This window comes from Tumebacillus avium (genome assembly GCF_002162355.1).
Lineage (GTDB): Bacteria > Bacillota > Bacilli > Tumebacillales > Tumebacillaceae > Tumebacillus_A > Tumebacillus_A avium.
Window position 1 is genome coordinate 811,218 of the sequence record NZ_CP021434.1, and the last position, 19,288, is coordinate 830,505.

The window sequence follows — 19,288 nt, forward strand, 5'->3', positions numbered from 1 at the left end:
CACTGGAGTGCCTCGGGGGAGGGCGGGATATGCGGAAGTGGTGATCTTTGAATCTTTACCCTTCCGCTAAAAAGGTTTTACGGTTTTACTCAATCAAAGGGTGAAGATGAAACGTGAACCCGGAGCATGTCCCGCCCGGACCCGACCACCCAGCCCGATCAGACGACCGCCCTACAAAAACAACTCATCCAACGCCTCACCCTGCATTGGCAGAGCAGCAACACGAGTATCCGGCCCATCCACAATCCCTTCCAGCAAACCAACCAGCTGGTCGATCATCCACCCAACCGTCCCTTCCTCAAACAGCTCCGTACTATACTCCATCTGCCCATACAACACATCCCCGCCATCCTTAAACGACAAGGTGAGGTCATACTTCGCCCCGCCATGATGCGACTCTTCCGCCGCAACCGCCACACCGGGCAGTTGCAGTGCATCAGCCGACACATTCTGCAGCACAAACATCACCGAGAAAAACGGCGAGTGGCTTGCCGAGCGTTCCGGCTGCAACACCTCAACCAACTTCTCAAAAGGCACCTCCTGATGAGCAAACGCCTGCAAGCTCATCTCGCGCACCCGACCCAGCAGTTCCCTAAACGTCGGGTTGCCAGACAGGTCGCTCCGCAGCACCAAAGTATTCACAAAAAATCCGATCATCCCTTCCACCGCCGACTGCGTCCGTCCCGCCACCGGAGTGCCAACCAAAACATCCACTTCCCCCGACAACCGATGCAGCAGCACATCAAACGCCGCCAACAACGCCATAAACAGCGTCACGCCTTCCTGCTCACAAAGGTTCTTCACCCCTTGCGACAACTCCGGCGACAAAGCAAACCTCCGCATCGCCCCGCGCTGAGTTGGCCGATCTGGTCTCGGATGATCCACCGGCAACTGCAGTTGAGGTATCGTGCCACCCAGGAACTCCCGCCAGAACCCCAGCTGCTCCTCCAACACCTTCCCCTGCAAATAAGATCTCTGCCAGACCGCAAAGTCCGCATACTGCGCCTCCACATCCTCCAGCGGCGAAGATTCCCCATCAACAAACGCCGTATACAACGCCGCCAACTCCTTCGCAAACGTCCCAAACGACCATCCATCAAACACAATGTGGTGAACATTCACGACCAGCACATATTCCTCCGCGCCCAACCGCACCGCCAAAATCCGCATCAGCGGCCCCACGCTCAGATCAAACACATGCTGCCCTTCCTCCCACACCAATTCCGCCGCATGCGCCTCATCCCGAGCATCCTGCACCGCAAACGGAATCCGCACCTCCGGCAAAATCCGCTGCAACACATCCCCGTCGCGCTCCACAAACACCGTGCGCAACGCCTCATGACGGCGGGCGATCTCCTGAATGCTCTCCTCAAGAGCGTCCAGCCTGACCTCCCCGCGCAGCCGCAACGCCAACGGAATATTATAAACCGGATTCTCCGGCGCCAACTGATTCAAAAAATACAACCGCTGCTGCGCAAACGACACCGGCATCTCCTCCGCCCGTTCCACGCGCACCAACTGCGGCATCTGCCCTTTGGCCAGCCCTTCCTCCACAATGCGAGCGGCAACACCTGCCGCCGTGCGATCCGCGAAGAAGCTATGCAAAGGAACTTCCACATCCAACCCGTCACGCAAACGAGAAATCACCTGCGTCACCAGCAGCGAGTGTCCGCCCAGATAGAAGAAGTCATCATGAATCCCGACCTTCTCCAGCCCCAGCACGTCAGCAAACACCGCCGCCACCTTCGCTTCCACCTCATTGCGCGGCGACGCGTACCCACGGCCAGCGTCCGTTTCCCATACCGGCTCCGGCAGCGCCCGCAGATCGACCTTCCCGTTCGGCGTCAGCGGCAGTGCATCCAGCACCACAAATGCGGACGGCACCATATACCCCGGCAACTTCTCCTCCAGCCGCGCCCGCAGCACATCCACCCGCAAGCCCGTTCCAGCCAGATAAGCCACAAGGCGTTTTTCCTGTTCCCCGCGAGCCACGACCACAGCCGACTCCACCTGCCCCAGCTGCAAAATCGCCGCTTCCACTTCACCAAGCTCAATCCGATGCCCGCGAACTTTAACCTGACCGTCCAGACGGCCCAAGAACTCCAAGTTCCCATCCGCCAAAAAGCGCACCCGGTCGCCCGTCCGATACAACCGCCCATCCGCCCGGAACGGATGCGGCACAAAGCGCTCGGCGGTCAGATCGGCCCGCCCGCGATACCCGCGCGCCAAGCTCTTCCCGCCGACATACAGCTCCCCGGCCACGCCAAGCGGCACCGGCTGCATCCGCGCATCCAGCACATACACTTCCACGCCAGAGATCGGCTTCCCGATCGGCGGAACCACGCCTGCCTCAACTTCCGCACACGTCGTAACGACCGCATTCTCCGTCGGCCCATAATGGTTGACCAATACAAACGGCAACTCCTTCGCCAGCGGATGCAGCAGATCGCCGCCCGTCAGCATCTTGCGCAGCTTCAGTCCAACTGGCATCTCCAGCGCCACAACCCGTTCCGCCAGCGGCGTCGGCAAGAAGCAAAGAGTCACTTCCTCCTCCGCCAAAAACGCCAGCAACTGTGTCGGCGACAACCGCGTCTCCTCACTCGGAATCACCACAGCCGCCCCCGCCGCCAAGCTCGGCCACAGCTCCCACACCGAAGCGTCAAAAGCCGTCCCGGCCAGCAAAGTCGTCCGATCCGCCCGACTCAGCCCGTGTGCCGTGTTGTTCCACCGCACCAGATTCCACAGCGCCTGCTGCTCCACCTCAACCCCTTTCGGAGTCCCGGTCGAGCCGGACGTATAGATCACATAAGCCAGCTGATCCGCAGTGATCGCAAGGCCCGGATTCTCCTCCCCCCGCCACTCTGCTTCCTCCTCAAACACCAGCACCGGAGCAGTCAACGCAGACAGCATGCCGCGCAGTTCCCCCGTCGTCACCAGTGCGGCCAGCCCCGCGTCCTCCGCCAAATCGGCCAGCCGTTCCTGCGGATAAGCCGGGTCCAGCGGCACATAAGCCCCGCCCGCCTTCCCAACCGCCAGCACTGCCACAACCAGTTCTACAGAGCGTTCCAGCAAAATGCCCACCGTCTGCTCCGCGCCAACGCCCAGCTCGATCAACCGATGCGCCAGCCTGTTCGCCCTCCGGTTCAACTCCCCATACGTCACCTGCTGCCCATCCTGCACAACAGCAATCGAGTCCGGATAAAGCGCCGCCTGCTCCTCAAACAGCCCCAGAGCAGTGCCTTCTTTTTCAAAATTAACCTTTGCTGCCCCCGAATACACCGACAGCAGCAAGTTACGATCTGCCTCTTTCAACAGCGGCAACTCCCCAACCGCCGTCTCAGGCTCAGCAATCGCCGCCTTCAACAGCTCCTGATACTGCGCGATCATCCGCGCCACCGTCTCCGCCTCAAACAGATCCACGTCATACTCCCACGAGATCGTGATCCCTTCGCCCGCCTTCTGTTCCTTGCGCGGCAGGACGATGACGTTCATATCAAACTTCGACGTCTCATTGCTCAGCCCGTCGGTCAAGCGAACTTCCCGCACCCCTTCCATCTCCAGCGCTGGCATGCGCGAGTCATGGAACGAGAACGACACCTGGAACAGCGGATTCCGGCTCAGATCCCGCTCCGGCTGCAACCGCTCGACCAATTTTTCAAACGGCAGCCCAACATTCGCAAACCCTTCCAGCGCCGTCTCCTTCACCCGGCCGAGCAGTTCGCGGAACGACACCCCGCCCTGCACTTCAGTCCGCAGCACGATGTTCGAGACCAGCATCCCGATCATCGGCTCCATCTCCTTCAAACGGCGGTTCGCCAGCGCCGACCCGACCAGCAGATCCTCCTGGCCCGTGTGGCGGTGCAACAGCACATTAAACGCCGCAAACAACGTCATATACAGCGTCACGCCTTCGCGCTTGCTAAACGCCCGCAGCGCATCGCACAGCTCCGCCGCCAGATCAAAGCGGAACACCTTCCCCTTAAACCGCTGCACCAGCGGACGCGGACGGTCGGTCGGCAGATCGAGCACGTACTGCGCCCCGCCCAACTTTTCCGTCCAATACGCCAACTGCCCCTGCGCTTCCGCACTCTGCAGCCAGCGCCGCTCCCACTGCGCAAAATCGGCAAACTGCACAACAAGCTCCGGCAATACAGCCTGCTCCCCGCGCACCGCCGCCTTATACAACTGCTGCAGCTCATCCACAAACACCGTCAGCGACCAGCCGTCATGCACCAAGTGGTCCTCGACATGGATCAGCACATGCTCCTCCGCGCTCAACCGCACCAACTTCCAGCGCACCAGCGGCAACGCCGCCATCTCAAACGCCTGCGTGACCTCCTCGCGAATCAACCGTTGCACTTCCGCCTCCTGCTTCTCAACAGGCACCGCCGTCAAATCAACCAACGGCAGCGGCACCTCCCACGACGGATGGATCACCTGATACGGCCGCCCATTCTGCTCCGGGAACGACGTACGGAAGATCTCATGCCGGTCGACCAACCCCTGCAAGCTCTGCTGCAGCGCGTCCACATTCAGCTGGCCGAAATACCGAAACTCCGCCTGAAAACTATACGACAGATTCTCCGGCGCCAACTTCCGCAAAAACCACACACGCTCCTGCGAAAACGACAACTCCAACAAACCGTCACGCGGCACCGCCACCAGTTCATTCTCCGCACAACCCGCACCGCTCGCACGGTCCGCAACTTCCACACCGGCCTGCTCCTCAATCCTGCCTGCCAGCTCCGCCACCGAAGCCGCCTCAAACAGCCAGTGCAGCGGCACCGCAACCGGCAACACATCGCGCAGCCTTGCTGCAATCTTCATCGCGATCAACGAGTGTCCGCCCAGCTCAAAGAAATTATCAAACACCCCGATCCCCTGCACGCCCAGCGCTTCCTCATACAGCGCCGTCAACTCGCGCTCCAGCTCCGTGCGCGGCAGCACAACTTCCGCGTCCCCGCGCCAAGCGTCCGCATCTGCCGCAGGTGCCGGCAACTTCTTGCGATCCACCTTCCCATTCGGCGTCAACGGCACGCGCTCCAGCTCCACAAACGCCGACGGCACCATATACTCCGGCAACCCGTCCGCCAGATTAGCGCGCAGCTCTGCCGCCGCCAAGACCATGCCTTCCTCCGGCACCACATACGCCACCAGACGCTTGTCGCCCGGACGGTCTTCACGCGCGATCACCACCGCCTGCTTCACACCTGCGTGCAGCGTCAAGCGATGCTCAATCTCCCCAACTTCCACGCGGAACCCGCGGATTTTCACCTGTCCGTCGATCCGCCCGAGGAACTCCATCACGCCGTCCTCACGCACGCGCACCAAATCCCCCGTGCGATACAACTTGCCTGCCCCAAACGGATTCTGCACAAATTTCTCCGCGCTCAGCTCCGGCCGGTTCCAATATCCCGTCCCCAGCCCTTCACCGCCGATATAAAGCTCGCCCGCTTCGCCCGAAGCAACTTTTTCCCCTTGCTCATTCAAAACAAACAACACCCGCTTCTGCAGCGGATAGCCGATCGGCACGCTCGCCGTAAACCGCTCCTCCCGCGCTGGGCGGTAATAGGTGCTGAACGTCGAGCACTCCGTCGGCCCGTACACATTGATCATCTGCGTATCGGGCAGATGCTCCAGCACCGCATTGACGGCGATCGTCGACAACACATCCCCGCCGGACAGCAGATCGCGCACCCCGCGCAGGTCGTCCAGATGATGCGCCGCCATCTCCGCAAACACGCCGGCCGTCAGCAGCAAAACGGTTACGCCATGCGTCCGCACCGCTGCCCCCAGCTCGGCCAAAGACGGAATCTGCGGCGGCAGCACGACCAGCTTCGCCCCGTTCAACAGCGCGCCCCACACCTCAAACGTCGTCGAGTCAAACGACACCGACGCGCAGTGCAGCATCACATCCTCCGGCCCGATCGTGCAGTAGTTCGGCTCGATCACCAGGCTCTTGACGCTCCGGTGCGGTATAACTACCCCTTTGGGCTTGCCTGTCGAACCCGACGTGTACATCACATAGGCAAGCCCTTCCGCATCGACTTCCACGTCGAGCAGATTCTCCTCCGACTGCGCCGCAATCGCTTCCGCCTCCGCATCCAGCCGCACCTCGACCGCCGCTGTCGTCAACTCCAACTCCTCGCGAAACAGCACGACCGCAGCGCTGGCGTCGTCGAGCATAAACTCCTGGCGCTCCTTCGGATAGCCCGGGTCGAGCGGCACATATGCCCCGCCCGCTTTCAAAATTGCCAGCATCGAGACCACCATCTCCACGGAGCGCTCCAAACGCACCGCCGCCAGTTGGCCTTCGCGCAGCCCTTTGGCGCGCAAATGACGAGCCAATCGATTGGCTCGTCTGTTCATTTCCGCATATGTTAACGTCTCCTGTTCACCGACCAACACGACAGCATCCGGGTTCTTGGCCGCCTGCTGTTCAACCAGGCGGTGTACCGATTGTTTACAAATTTCTTTGCTCATCTGTCTGCACCTCGCGTCTTGTAAGTATCAAGACTATTATAACATGTTAAATTAAATACGTGACACGAAATATTGAAAAATTATCATCTTACAATTTTTACAATCTGAAAGAATCTCACCTCCCTCACACATTTGATTTGGGTTGTCCGTATCATAATGTAACTCACGCAAACAGAGGAGGACTTCCATGCTTCATCTGCTGACCGTCGCCTTGTTCACCTGCTGCTCCTGCCTGTCGATCTCCTGCAGCAAACAGAAGATCAGCCCGATGACCGGCATGATCCTCGCGATGACCGCCGCCATGCTGAGCTCCTTTTGCCTTGGTGTGCTGCTGGCTGCCGTTTGGCAGTTCGATCTCGCGGTCGCCACGATGCTCAGCATCTCCTTCGGCCTGCTGATCGGGATTCTCGCCGGGCAGCCGATCTCGCCTTTTGCCAAGTTGGACGGCCTGATCGCCGGCATCATGGGCGGCGCTATGGGCCCGATGCTTGGCGCGATGCTGCCGGCCGCTTCCGGCGGCGCCTTCCTCTGGTTCCTCGATCTGCTCCTCCTGCTGGTGCTGTTCCTCTCCCTAAAATGGAAAAAAGCCTCCTGACCACGCCGGTCAAGAGGCTTTTTCTCCTTTTCTCCTTCTGCTATGCCAAAAACATGCTGGGTGCGCCGATGTAATACAGATGCAGCTCATGCATCGCCCGCGTGCAGGCGGTGTAAAACAGCCGGCGTTCGCTTTCCCGCCCATACTGCTCCTGCGAGGCGTTGTAAATGATCACCGCATCAAACTCCACGCCTTTGGCCAGATACGCCGGGATCACGACCAGACCGGGCTCAAAATGCACCGTCTCCTTGCTGATCAGCTTCACCTCGACGTGCTCTTTCAGCCGTTCATGCGCCGCCCGGCTTTCCTCCGCCGTCTTGCAGATCACCGCGACCGTCTGATGCCCTTCCGCCTGCAGCTGATGGATGCGGTCGAGCACGTTCCCGGTCAGATCGGCTTCGTTTTCCGCCTGTGTGACGGTCGGTTCTTCCCCTTCGCGGTTAAACGGCTCGATCTGTTCCCCGCCCGGCATCATCTTGCGGGTGAAGTCGACGATCTGGCGCGTCGAACGGTAGCTCTGGCGCAGCACGATCAGCTCCGTCTCCTCTGCCGGGTACAGGTCGGCCAGCGGGCCAAACCCATCCGCCTTTTGCGCATGCGCGTAGATCGCCTGATTTAAGTCCCCGAGCACCGTCATCTTCGCGTGCGGGAACAAGCGCTTCAAGAAAGCGAACTGGAACGGCGAATAGTCCTGCGCCTCGTCGACAAACACATGGCGCACCTTCGTGTTCATCTCCACGCCTTCAAGCAGCTCTTTCAGATACAGATACGGCGTCGCATCTTCATAAAACAGCTCGCCTTCCCGCATCTTCTCCACCGTCTGGCCGGCCATTTCCGCAAAATGCTCCGGCAGCTCCACGCCAAAACTCCCGGCCAGTTCCCGATCGGCAAACAGCTGGCGGTACATCGCCGACACATCTAGATGCTTCAAGCGCTTCACGCCTGTGCGCAGCGACTTGAACTTCCGGCGCACGACCATCTCGCCCAGCACTTTCCGCTCGCGGTCAAAATCATCAAACGTATTCTCCCGGAAGCGTTTCTTTTTGCGCAGATGCTGGTACGCTTTCAGATACTCCTCGCTGTCGAGCAGCTCGATCTCCTCTTGCACCCAGTCCTTCTCGACCTCCGCTTCGGCTGCCGTCTCCAGCTCCAGGAGCAACCATTCGGTCAAGAAACGCATGCGGTTGGGGATCGATATCGCCGGGTCGTACTCGGCAAATTTGGCGGCGATCTGCTCCGACGAGACCACCTGCTCGCCGCGGAATCTCAAGTTTTTAAACACCATCCCGCCTTGCCCAAGCTGCTCGGCGTACCGCTCCAGCAAACGCATGAAGCCGACCGACGCTTTAAACTGAATCCCTTCCACGCGCGCCTCATACCCCTGCTCGCCCATCCTGGTCAGCACATACTCCATCTGCTGGAACGGGTCTTCCAGATCGAACACGCGCCCCAGACGGCGCACCAGATAATCTTGAAACGTCGTCTGCTGCATATTTTCTTCGCCCAGCTCCGGCAAAACGGTCGCGATGTAGGAGTTAAACATGTCATTTGGCGAAAACAAAACGATCTGGTCGGCGCTCAGCCACTCCCGATAGCGGTAGAGCAGATAAGCCACCCGCTGCAGCGCCGCCGAAGTTTTGCCGCTGCCCGCCGCGCCTTGCACGACCAGCAGGCGGTTGCGCTCATTGCGGATGATGCGGTTTTGCTCCTTTTGAATGGTAGCGACGATGCTTTTCATCTGCGCATCCGAATGGCGCCCCAGCACTTCCTGCAAAAGTTCATCGCCGATCGTCACGCCGGTGTCGAACAGGCTTTTGATCACCCCGTCGCGGATGATAAACTGCCGCTTCAACTCCATCGTGCCTTCGACGGTCCCGCCCGGCGTCTCATATTTGGCCGGGCCCGGCGAGTAGTCGTAGTAGAGGCTGGAGACCGGCGCGCGCCAGTCGAACACGAGAAACTCTTCGCTTTGCTCATCAAAAAACGACGCGATACCCAGATAGATCTCCTGCATCCCTTCACCCGGTTCCGAAAAGTCGATGCGCCCAAAATACGGCGTCTGTTCCAGGCGGAGCAGGTTCTTCAGTTCCTTTTGCGCATGGCGGTGCTGGCGTTCGCGCTCCCCGAGCACTTCCGACTGCTGCCGCATGCTGGCCACCGTTTCAGCCGCTTCGATCGCGTTTTCAAAATTCACTTTGACGTCGTCCCAGAAGTTTTTGCGGATTTCCACGATGTCTGCTTTGACGATGCCGACCTGTTCATGCAGATGCTCCGTGCGTTTTTTTACCTCGGAGGTGACCCGGTCGACGCGTTCCTGTTCCTTTTGCCACTCTTGTTCTGTGATGCTCATGCAATCCGCCCCTTTTCTTTGTCTAAAGGTTTGACAAACTCTGGCGTTTTGTGGTAAGATATTATTGGGTAAATCTTTTATAATAGTAATTTCTTGGTGACCAACTTTCATTTTAGCATAGCACCGATCCAAATTCAAGCAACAACGGAGCCGCAGACAGCGTCTCCGTTTTTTTTGTGCCGGTCAAGGTATTTTATACTAAAATATCATTGAACAATTAATGTTGACTGCAATATAGTAGGCGCCTATAATTAACATAAATAACTATTTCGGGAGGGAATCTTTGTGACTTTACATGCAAGCGTCGATCTGTTGGAAGGTGTGGACGTGCTGCCAATCGAGTGCATCGATTATCTGGAGCTGTATTCGGGCAACGCGAAGCAGACCGCTTTTTATTTTTGCAAGCTGTTTGGCTTTGACATCATCGCATACAGCGGCTTGGAGACGGGCAACCGCGAGCGCGCGTCGTACGTGTTGGCGCAAGGCGATATCCGCCTGGTCATCTCCTGCGCGTATCAGTCCGACCACCCGATCGCCCAGTTCGTGCACAAAAAGGGCGACAGCATCCGCGACATCGCCTTTCGCGTCAAAGACCTCGAGGACACGTACGCCAAGCTGCTCGCCAATGGCGCGACGCCGATCCAGCCCCCAACCGAAGAGCACGATGAGCACGGCGTGGTGAAAAAAGCGACCGTCGCTGCGTTTGGCGACACGGTGCATACCTTGATCGAACGGGAAGCATACCAAGGCATCTTTGCACCGGGCTATATCGAACAGTTTGAAAAAGGCAGCGACACGAACACCGGCATCGTCGCGTATGACCATCTCGCCGTGTTTGTGGAGAACAACGACGAGTGGGCGGAGTTTTACGACAGAGTGTTTGGCTTTAAGCTGCTCAACTCGTTTAGCAAAGACGACATCTCCACCGAGCGCTCGTCGCTGATGACCAAAGTGTCGCAGAACAACAACTCGCGGATCAAACTGCCGATCAACTCGCCGGCACAAGGCAAAGGGCGCTCGCAGATCTCCGAGTTCATGGAGTACAACGCCGGCCCGGGCATCGGGCACATCGCCTTTTTGACGCACGACATCATGGCTTCGATCGAGCATATGCAAAACAACGGCCTGCGTTTCCTGTATACGCCGCAGTCGTACTACGACCTGCTGCCGGAGCGCGTCGGCGAGATCGATGAACCGCTCGACAAGCTGAACGACCTGAACGTGCTGGTCGACCGCGATGACGAAGGCTACCTGCTGCAGATCTTCTGCCATCCCGTGCACGACCGCCCGACCTTGTACTTCGAGCTGATCCAGCGCAAAGGCTCGCGCGGCTTCGGCGACGGCAACATCCGCGCCCTGTACGAAGCGATGGAGCGCGAGCAGGCCAAGCGCGGCAATCTGTAACCCGCTCAGCACAACAAGAAAACGGCAAGCCCTACTATGCAGGGCCTGTCATCTTGCAAGCGTGGCACTCTCGAACCGCTCAGCAAGCCTTTGTAAAAGACAAGCCCTTCTATGCAGGGCCTGTCATCTTGCAAGCGCGGCACTCTCGAACCGCTCAGCAAGCCTTTGTAAAAGGCAAGCCCGCAGCTGCTGGCCTGCCTTTTTTTGCTGCCATGAATTGCTGTCTTACTATGCCGTTTACGCAAAAAACCGATGCACGCAGGCATCGGTTTTGCTTCTTTCCCGTTATTTGACGTTGAAGTACTCTTCCATCGTCGTGTTCTTCGCATAGATCGCGGAGGCGGTGTCCACGCCAAGGTAGCGCAGGTGCCACGGCTCGTACGCATAGCCGGTCACCGACTCTTTACCTTTCGGATAGCGGATGACGAAGCCGAACTTGTGCGAGTTCTTGGCCAGCCACTTCGCTTCCGGCAGATCGGCGAAGCAGTCTTCCACTGCACACTTCCCGTCGCGGCCGGATACGTCGACGGCGAGGCCGGTCTCATGTTCGCTGTGTCCCGGCACGGCGCTGTAGCGGCGGGCTTCCGTTTCGCCTTGGGTCTGGACGTAGTAGTTGAACAGCTGCGTCTGCGTCGCATGCGAGCGGTACGCCGACGCCACGCTCAAGTAGAGGCCGTCCTTCTCGGCGGCTGCAAACAGCTGCTTCAAGGCAGCGGCGACTTCGCCGCGCATCAGGCGTTTTTCCCCGCCGCCGCCCGCCAGAAATGGCAGGTTGGGGTCGTCGGTCAAGTTGGACGGCTGGAAGTCATCCGGCAGGCCCAACTGCTTGTTGACCAGCACGGTCAGCGAGTTGGCCGCTCCGGCGACAGGCTGGCTCGGCTGACCGGCCGGCTTTTCGTTCTGCGCGGGCTGGGTTGGCTTGCTGACCGGCTGTTCCTTGGCAGGCTCTTCCTGCACCGGTTTTTCCTGCGTTTCGTTCTCTTCATTCGGTTCGTTTTGCACAGGCGTCTGTGCGGGCTTGTCATCCGTCTGATCCTGGCTGACCGGGGGAGTGGGCGGTTTGGTCTGGGCCGTCAGCGGGTCGCAGCCGCTGATCGTAAACGTTGCGGCGAGCAGCAGCGCGGCGAGTCCGGCCGTGCGGATTCTATAAGTCAAGGTCTGGTACCTCCTGTTTGATTCGGGTGCGTCTTCTTGTCTAATAGGATACCAGTAAAAAGGTAGTTTTACCACGTCCGCGGCAGTTGCAGGCACATCTTGCCAAGAGCTATAATGAAGCGTCTGGAAATTGGTGCCGTTTTTACTCAATCATACAATTCGAATAGTGAGGTCGTTATCTAATGGTGGCAAGAGAAAGCAAAATGGGCTTTGTTGTCGCAGGCCTGCTGCTTGGCATTTTGATGGCCGCGATGGACAACACCATCGTGGCGACGGCGATGGGGAGCATCGTCGGAGATCTCGGCGGACTGGAGCAGTTCGTCTGGGTCACCTCCGCCTACCTCGTCGCGTCGATGGCCGGCATGCCGATCTTCGGCAAGCTGTCCGACATGTACGGGCGCAAGCGTTTCTTCATCTTTGGCCTGATCGTCTTCCTGGCCGGCTCGATCCTTTGCGGTCTGGCGCAGTCGATGACGCAGCTCGCAATCTTCCGCGCGATTCAAGGCATCGGCGGCGGTGCGTTGATGCCGATCGCCTTCACGATCATCTTTGACCTCTTCCCCCCGGAACAGCGCGGGAAGATGACCGGCCTGTTTGGCGCGGTCTTTGGCACCTCGAGCATCTTCGGCCCGCTGCTTGGCGCGTGGATCACCGAAGGCATCTCCTGGCACTGGGTCTTCTACGTCAACGTCCCGGTCGGTATCCTGTCCCTGATCCTGATCGCCGTCTACTACAAAGAGTCGGTGCAGCACTCCAAGCAGAAGATCGACTACCTTGGCGCGCTGACCTTGATCGGCGCGGTGGTCTGCCTGATGTTTGGTCTGGAGCTTGGCGGCAACCAGTACGCATGGAGTTCGGTGCAGATCCTTTCGCTCTTCGCCGGATTCGCTGTGCTGACCATCTTGTTCCTGCTCGTCGAGCGCAAAGCGCAGGAGCCGATCATCTCCTTTGGCATGTTCCGAAGCCGCCTGTTCTTCACCTCGAACATGGTTGGCGTCTTCTCCGGCGCGGCGTTTATCGTCGCGACGATCTACATCCCGATCTTCGTCCAAGGCGTCATGGGCGGCTCGGCGACCAACTCCGGCCTGATCCTGTTGCCGATGACGGTCGGCTCGGTCATCGCCGCATCGGTTGGCGGCGTGGTCACCGGCAAGATGTCGTACCGCAATGTGATGATCTTCTCCGGGGTCCTGTTCCTGCTCGGCAGCTACCTGCTGTCCACGCTCACCCCGGACACGTCCAACCTGCTGCTCACCTTGTACATGGTGATCACCGGCTTCGGGGTTGGCTTTGGCTTCTCCGTCCTCCCGGCGGCAGCGGTGCATGGCATGGACATGCGCCAGCGCGGGCAGGCGACCTCGACCAACTCCTTCCTGCGGACGCTTGGCATGACGCTTGGCATCTCGATCTATGGGATCATCCAGCGCAACGCCTTCACCGCCCGTCTGGAAGAGCAGTTTGCCGGCATGGGTCAAGCGCCGGGCGGCGCAGCGGCCGACCCGCGTGCGATCCTCACCCCGGAAGCGCGCACGGCGATCCCCGCCCCGATCTTAGAAAAAATCACCGATGCGCTCTCCTCCTCGATCGCCACCACCTTCCTCTGGACGGTCTTGGCGGCGGCGATTGCGTTCGCCTTCACCTTGGCGATGAGCAACGAGCGTCTCTTGGATCAGAAACGAGAAGCGTAACACAAAAAAGACCGGCCAATGGGCCGGTCTTTTTCTGTCTGCGCTAAGCTAAGGGGCTAAGGCGGCTTCCACTTGCGTATACCATTCGATCAGCCGTTCATCTTGCATAAAACCGGTCTTGCTGATCTCGTCCCATTGTTCGGACGTCAATCCAGACTCGAACCGATAGACCTCGCGGGAGACTCTGTTGATTTTTTTCAAAGAGAGGGAGATCTCCTTCAGGTGGGTGAGGTCTTTCCCGCCAGAGTTAATCATCGCGGAGAGCTGGCGGTCGGTGCGCATCAGGAAATCTGTCAGGTTGGACGGGTGCCTGAGTACATCGTCTGCGCCAAGCAGACGCGTGCGGATCGTGAACGCTTCCTGCAGCGAGACGGCCGTGCCGGAGAGGCTATCCCGCTCCGCCTGCAAGTCTGCTTTGGTATAGGGAGTGCCGTCCAGCCGAACTTCCCAATCCTGCAGATAGTCGAGCGCCGAAAAGAATTGATTCGCCTCGTATTGGTTGACCACATTCCACAGCTTGGCTTTTTGTGAACGCTCGTACAAGTACAGCCCGCCGAACAAGACGGCCAGCACCAGCAGGAGCAGCATGGCCAGCCTTTTACGATTTTTCAATTCCATCAGCCTCCCCCTTTTTTATAAAACATCCAGCAGCTGCGTTTTGCCTGCCATCGAATACACAAACATACGGTGCAAAGGACGGGTCATCGCCACATAGAGCAGCTTCACATCCAGCTCGTCTGTCGTGTATTCCTCTTCCAGGCTGACGATAAACACCGCGTCAAACTCCAGTCCTTTGACCACATACGACGGCACGATGACCAAGTCATGGCCGGAGTAGTCTTCCTTCTCATCGAGCACGGTGACCGACATGTCGGTGCCAAGCGTATCGATCCACTTTTTGATCAGTTTGCACTCGGCCATCGTTTTGCCGATCACGGCGACGGAGTTCATCCCGTCCGCCTTCAAGTGCTCCACGTCCTGTAGCAACTGCGCGACCAGCTCTTTTTGCTCGGCGAACACCGTCTGCGCCGGTTCATCTCCGTGGCGCACGACCGGTTTGGCGAGCACGAGGCCCGGCGTCTGCGAATGCACAATCACGCGGTTGGCGAGCGTCATGATCTCCACCGTCGTCCGGTAGCTCTGCTCCAGCACGAGGAACTGGCAGTTCCCGCCGGGGAACACCGTCGCCAAAACGGCCTCCCAGCTCTCCACGCCCCGATAAGAATGAATACCCTGCGACAGGTCCCCGAGCACCGTAAACATCTCCGAGCCCAGCACTTCTTTTAACGCCAGCAGTTGGAAGATGCTGTAGTCCTGCGCTTCGTCGATCACGAGGTTGCGGACTTTCACTTCGGTCAGCAGCCCATACAGCTTATGCTGCAAGTACAAGAGCGCTGCCGTATCTTCCAGCTCCATCCGCTTTTTCCCCAGCAGGGCCAGCGAATGCTCCTGCAAAAAGCGCAGTTGCTGCTCCGACACCTGCTCAGACGGTTGCTCAGACACTCCGTCCCCGTACCCGGTCTCAGTCTGCATCAGTTCTTCCGACTGCAAAAATCCCTTATAATGCGCAGCCAGATCCGCTTTTGCAAATTGGGCCATGTACTCCTTGACCAGCGTCTTGGCATCCGCTTCGACCCGCTTCAGGAGCTTCTCGCGGTCGTCCATCAGCTTGACCACTTTGGCTTTGCGCTGGGGCGGATTTTGCAGCGAGAGGGCAACTTCGAGACGCTCGTCGTAGTGGTCGTGGATGTCTTTGAGCATCTGCTTCTTTTTCACTTTCAAGCGGTCCTGCAGGATCTTGCGAACCTTCTCTACCCGCTTGTAGAGCGGCATGTGCACATAGTCTTCACGGATAAACTTCGCGACTTCCTCTCCTGTCGCGATCACGCGCTTGCCCAACTTGCAGTCACCTTCAGGCTGCATGCGCATCACAACAGATTGGAGGTAGGCATCAATCCGCTGCTTATACGCTTCCGAGCCTTTAAACCGGGAGACAAACCGCAGCAGCTCCGCGTCCCCGCCCCCTTCCAAGAAGCGGAACAGGCGTTCATTCGGGTCGGTCAGCTTGAGTTTCTTGCCGATGTTCTCCTGGACAAAATCAAGATAAGTCGTCTGCCGAACCGCTTCCACACCAAGCTCAGGCAGGACGTCGGCGATGTATTTCAGGAACAGTTGGTGCGGGGCTAAGATCATAAACTGGTCGGGGTTAAAGCGGTCACCATAAGTGTAGATGAGGTACGCAATGCGGTGCAGAGCGATGGTGGTTTTTCCGCTGCCTGCCGCCCCTTGGACGATCATCGGGCGGTGCATGTCGGCGCGGATGACGCGGTTTTGCTCTTCTTGAATCGTCGACACGATGTCTTTCAACCGGCTGTCCGCGCTGCCGCCGAGGGACTCTTGGAGCAGTTCGTCGCGCGTTGTGATGTCGATGTCGCGGAAGTCGAGCAGTTCGCCGTCTTCGATGGTGTATTGGCGTTTCAAGTGCAGTTCAGCCTGCTCCGTGCCGGTTGACGTTTCATAGCTGACCTCACCGATGCGGCCTTCGTAGTAGACGTTGGCGACCGGCGAGCGCCAGTCGACGATGACCGGCTCCTGCGTGTCGGGCCGGAACAAAGACGCTTTGCCGATGTAGAGCGGCTGGATGTGGTTGGTGTCGTCCGGCTTGATGTCGATGCGGCAGAAGTAGGGCCGCTTTTGCACCTGTTGCAGCTGTCGAATGTTCTGTTTCGTCATTTCAAAAAATTGCACGTTGGTCAAAAGCGCGATATAGCCTTCCGACCCGTCGAGCGAGTTGAGATTGGCGTAGGCCTCCTTGATGTTGTCGCGAAACGCTTTCTCGTTGTGCTCGCTCTCATGCAGGACGTACTCAATGTAGCCTTTTGTTTCCGTCAATCGAGTACATTCCTGTCCATAATCGCGGTGGAGTTTAATCGTCATACCGATTCACTTTCCCCCTTTAGAAAATCTGCTTCGTTTTTCCAGCTTCCAAAAAACGCCTATTCAGTATATCAAAAAAAGCACCTGCCGCAACAGGTGCTTTTCGCTCTTTTTAAAATTGAACCTGCAAATCTTTAAACCCGTACACGATCGGCGACGCGATCACTTTCGGTTGGTGCCCTTCCACGCGGCGCAAGTTCGGCAGTTTCGTCAAAATCGCATGCAGCGCAATCTGCGCCTCCAACCGGGCCAGCGGCGCGCCGAGGCAGAAATGCACGCCGTGCCCAAACGCGAGATGCTGGTTTGGCGAACGGTTGATGATAAAAGTGTCCGCCTCCGGAAACTTCTGCTCATCGAGGTTGGCCGACCCGATCCAGGCGATCAGCTCATCCCCCTGTTTGATCTGCTGGCCGCGCAGTTCCAAGTCCATCACCGCAATGCGGCTCATCGACTGCACCGGCGAGCGGAAGCGCAACACTTCTTCGATCGCGCCTTCGAGCAGCGAGCGGTCGTTCACCAGCTGCTCATAGCGGGTGCGGTCTTCGAGGAAGGTGTAGATCGAGTTGGTGATCAGGTTGGTTGTCGTTTCGTTGCCCGCCACCAGCAGCAGGAAGCAGAAGGAGAGCAGCTCCGGCAGTTCGAGGTGCTGGTCTTCCACCTTCGCGTCGAGCAGGGCGGAGATCATGTCATTTTGGCGCTGGATGCGGCGTTCGTGGATGATTGCACCAAAGTATTGATAGAGCTCCTGCATCGCTTTTTGCTTCTCCAGCATCAACGCCTGATAATCTTCACCAGCGCTGATGTCGACGCCCTGCACCATCAGGTCTGACCAATACTTAAACTTATCGCGGTCTTCCTTCGGCACGCCAAGCATCTCGGCGATCACGATCACCGGCAGCGGGAACGAGATCGCGTCGACCAGATCCATCTCGCCTTTCGCCAGCACGTCGTCGATCAGCTCATTGGCGAGTTCCGCGATGCGCGGGGCGAGATTCTGCACCGCTTTCAGCGTGAAAGCCTGCGAGACCAACGTACGGTAGCGCGCGTGCTTCGGCGGGTCCATGCTGATCAGCGATTCTTGCTGCCCCTGCTGTTGGCGGGCGGAAGAAAAACGTTTGTGGTCGGACAGCACCTGCTGCACGTCTTCATATAAAAATACGTCCCAGCAGCCGCGCGCTTCATCAAAGTGGACCGGCGCTTCGGCACGCATCACCTTTTGCCACTCCCCCGGATTGTTCGCTTGAACCAGCCCTTGCGGCGACATCATCAGCCCCCGGCGCCGTTGTGGTGCGTTGTTCATAGGTTTTCCTCCCCATGGTGGTTGATATGTAGTTCTTGTTTCCAATAAACGCCTTCTCTTGCTCCCTGTCAATCCCTCCTATAAATACACGTTGCCGACATACACTACTTCTGTGCCGTGTGCAGGCACTTGCAGCAAGAGATGAATTATTATATATTTGTGTATGTTTAGTATCCCGAAATATGTCCGGAGGTTGCTTATGGAACGTTTATGGACGCGCAACTTCGTCAGAATGACGTTGGCGAATCTGCTGTTGTTTACCAGTTTTTATTTTCTCATCCCGACCCTGCCCTTATTCGTAACCGAACTTGGCGGCTCGCCTTCACAGGTCGGCATCGTGATCGGGCTGTTCACATTATCGGCCGTCGTCATCCGCCCGTTTGTCGGCGGGCTGCTCGACCAGGTCGGACGCCGTCCGTTTGTGGTCTACGGACTGTTGCTGTTTGCGCTGACGATGCTATTGTATGATTGGATCGCCGCGATCCCGATCCTGATCCTGCTGCGCATTTTCCACGGCGTGTCGTGGGCCGCTTCGACGACGGCGATCGGCACGGCGGTCACCGACATCATCCCGGCCAAGCGTCGTGGCGAAGGGATGGGCTGGTTTGGCTTGTCGATGACGGTCGGCATGGCGCTGGGGCCGATGATCGGGCTGTGGGTGCTGGACACCACGTCGTTTGACACGTTGTTCCTCGTGACCACGGCGCTTGGACTCGGCGCGTTTGTGCTGGCGCTGCTGACCAAGATGCCGTTTGAGCGGCAAGGGGCGAAAGGCAAGATCGTGCTGTTTGAGCGATCGGTGCTGCCGATGATGATTTTGACCTTTTTCCTCGCCGTGACCTACGGCGGCATCACGTCGTTCCTGCCGTTGTTTGCCGAGTCGATCCGCGTCAATGCGGGGACGTTTTTCCTCATCTATGCGATCACCTTGACCGTGACCCGTCCGATCGCAGGCAAACTGTCCGACCGCTACGGCGAACCGGTCGTGCTCGTCCCGGCGGTCGTGCTGATGATCCTTTCCTTGATCGTCCTGTCGCTGGCCGGCGGACTCGGCGCGGTGGTGGCGACGGCGATCTTGTACGGAGTTGGTTTTGGTTCGGTGCAGCCGATCCTCCAAGCCGCGACGATCCGCCTCGCCCCGCCGGAGCGCAAAGGCGTCGCGAACGCGTCATTTTTTACCGCGTTTGACCTCGGGATCGGGCTTGGCACCGTCATCCTCGGCTATGTCTCCCAATACCTCGGCTACCGCTGGCTGTTTGGCGTCTGCACCGCTTCGGCGGTGATTGGACTCCTGATCACCTTTGTGCTGGTCAAGCGGTTGATGCCGCAAGTGAAGCCTGCCTGATCGAAAAGCCCCTTCTAAAAGAAGGGGCTTT

General features: G+C 58.4%; 10 protein-coding genes. 4 read left to right on the forward strand and 6 right to left on the reverse strand.

The annotated features are described in order from the left end of the window. Positions 1-171 precede the first annotated feature (171 nt). Positions 172-6,483 carry an amino acid adenylation domain-containing protein gene (locus CBW65_RS03745; protein WP_087455662.1) on the reverse strand — a complete coding sequence of 2,104 codons (6,312 nt, stop codon included), beginning with the start codon at positions 6,481-6,483 and terminating at the stop codon, positions 172-174. A gap of 187 nt (positions 6,484-6,670) precedes the next feature. Here CBW65_RS03745 and CBW65_RS03750 point away from each other — a divergent pair, with 187 nt between their 5' ends. Next, positions 6,671-7,078, forward strand: coding sequence for a hypothetical protein (locus CBW65_RS03750; protein WP_087455663.1), 408 nt, complete (start codon positions 6,671-6,673; stop codon positions 7,076-7,078). 40 nt (positions 7,079-7,118) lie between these two features. Here the strand turns inward: CBW65_RS03750 and helD (CBW65_RS03755) are convergent, their stop codons facing one another. Next, a complete protein-coding gene (gene helD, locus CBW65_RS03755; protein WP_087455664.1) occupies positions 7,119-9,428 on the reverse strand; it encodes an RNA polymerase recycling motor HelD in 2,310 nt (769 codons plus the stop codon). Positions 9,429-9,713: 285 nt separating this feature from the next. Here helD (CBW65_RS03755) and hppD point away from each other — a divergent pair, with 285 nt between their 5' ends. Next, positions 9,714-10,832 (forward strand): 4-hydroxyphenylpyruvate dioxygenase, encoded by a 1,119-nt coding sequence (gene hppD, locus CBW65_RS03760; protein WP_087455665.1) that lies wholly within the window; start codon positions 9,714-9,716, stop codon positions 10,830-10,832. Between the two features lie 285 nt (positions 10,833-11,117). Here the strand turns inward: hppD and CBW65_RS03765 are convergent, their stop codons facing one another. Further along, positions 11,118-11,987, reverse strand: coding sequence for a M15 family metallopeptidase (locus tag CBW65_RS03765; RefSeq protein ID WP_232463439.1), 870 nt, complete (start codon positions 11,985-11,987; stop codon positions 11,118-11,120). Between the two features lie 182 nt (positions 11,988-12,169). On the opposite strand from CBW65_RS03765, the gene CBW65_RS03770 reads away from it, so the two are divergent. Then, positions 12,170-13,675 carry an MDR family MFS transporter gene (locus CBW65_RS03770; protein ID WP_087455666.1) on the forward strand — a complete coding sequence of 502 codons (1,506 nt, stop codon included), beginning with the start codon at positions 12,170-12,172 and terminating at the stop codon, positions 13,673-13,675. 48 nt (positions 13,676-13,723) lie between these two features. Here the strand turns inward: CBW65_RS03770 and CBW65_RS03775 are convergent, their stop codons facing one another. The 3 genes from CBW65_RS03775 to CBW65_RS03785 all read right to left on the reverse strand — a co-directional run bounded on the left by CBW65_RS03775 (position 13,724) and on the right by CBW65_RS03785 (position 17,912). Continuing rightward, positions 13,724-14,287, reverse strand: a complete 564-nt coding sequence (locus CBW65_RS03775; RefSeq protein ID WP_157721755.1) for a hypothetical protein — start codon at positions 14,285-14,287, stop codon at positions 13,724-13,726. Positions 14,288-14,308: 21 nt separating this feature from the next. Continuing rightward, the gene (gene helD / locus CBW65_RS03780; protein ID WP_087455668.1) at positions 14,309-16,612 is read right to left on the reverse strand and encodes an RNA polymerase recycling motor HelD; all 2,304 of its coding nucleotides are present in this window, start codon (positions 16,610-16,612) and stop codon (positions 14,309-14,311) included. A gap of 112 nt (positions 16,613-16,724) precedes the next feature. After that, complete coding sequence (locus CBW65_RS03785; RefSeq protein WP_198299744.1) at positions 16,725-17,912, reverse strand: cytochrome P450; 1,188 nt, start codon at positions 17,910-17,912, stop codon at positions 16,725-16,727. A 199-nt stretch (positions 17,913-18,111) separates the two neighbouring features. Here CBW65_RS03785 and CBW65_RS03790 point away from each other — a divergent pair, with 199 nt between their 5' ends. Continuing rightward, positions 18,112-19,257 carry an MFS transporter gene (locus CBW65_RS03790; protein ID WP_087455669.1) on the forward strand — a complete coding sequence of 382 codons (1,146 nt, stop codon included), beginning with the start codon at positions 18,112-18,114 and terminating at the stop codon, positions 19,255-19,257. Positions 19,258-19,288: the final 31 nt, after the last annotated feature.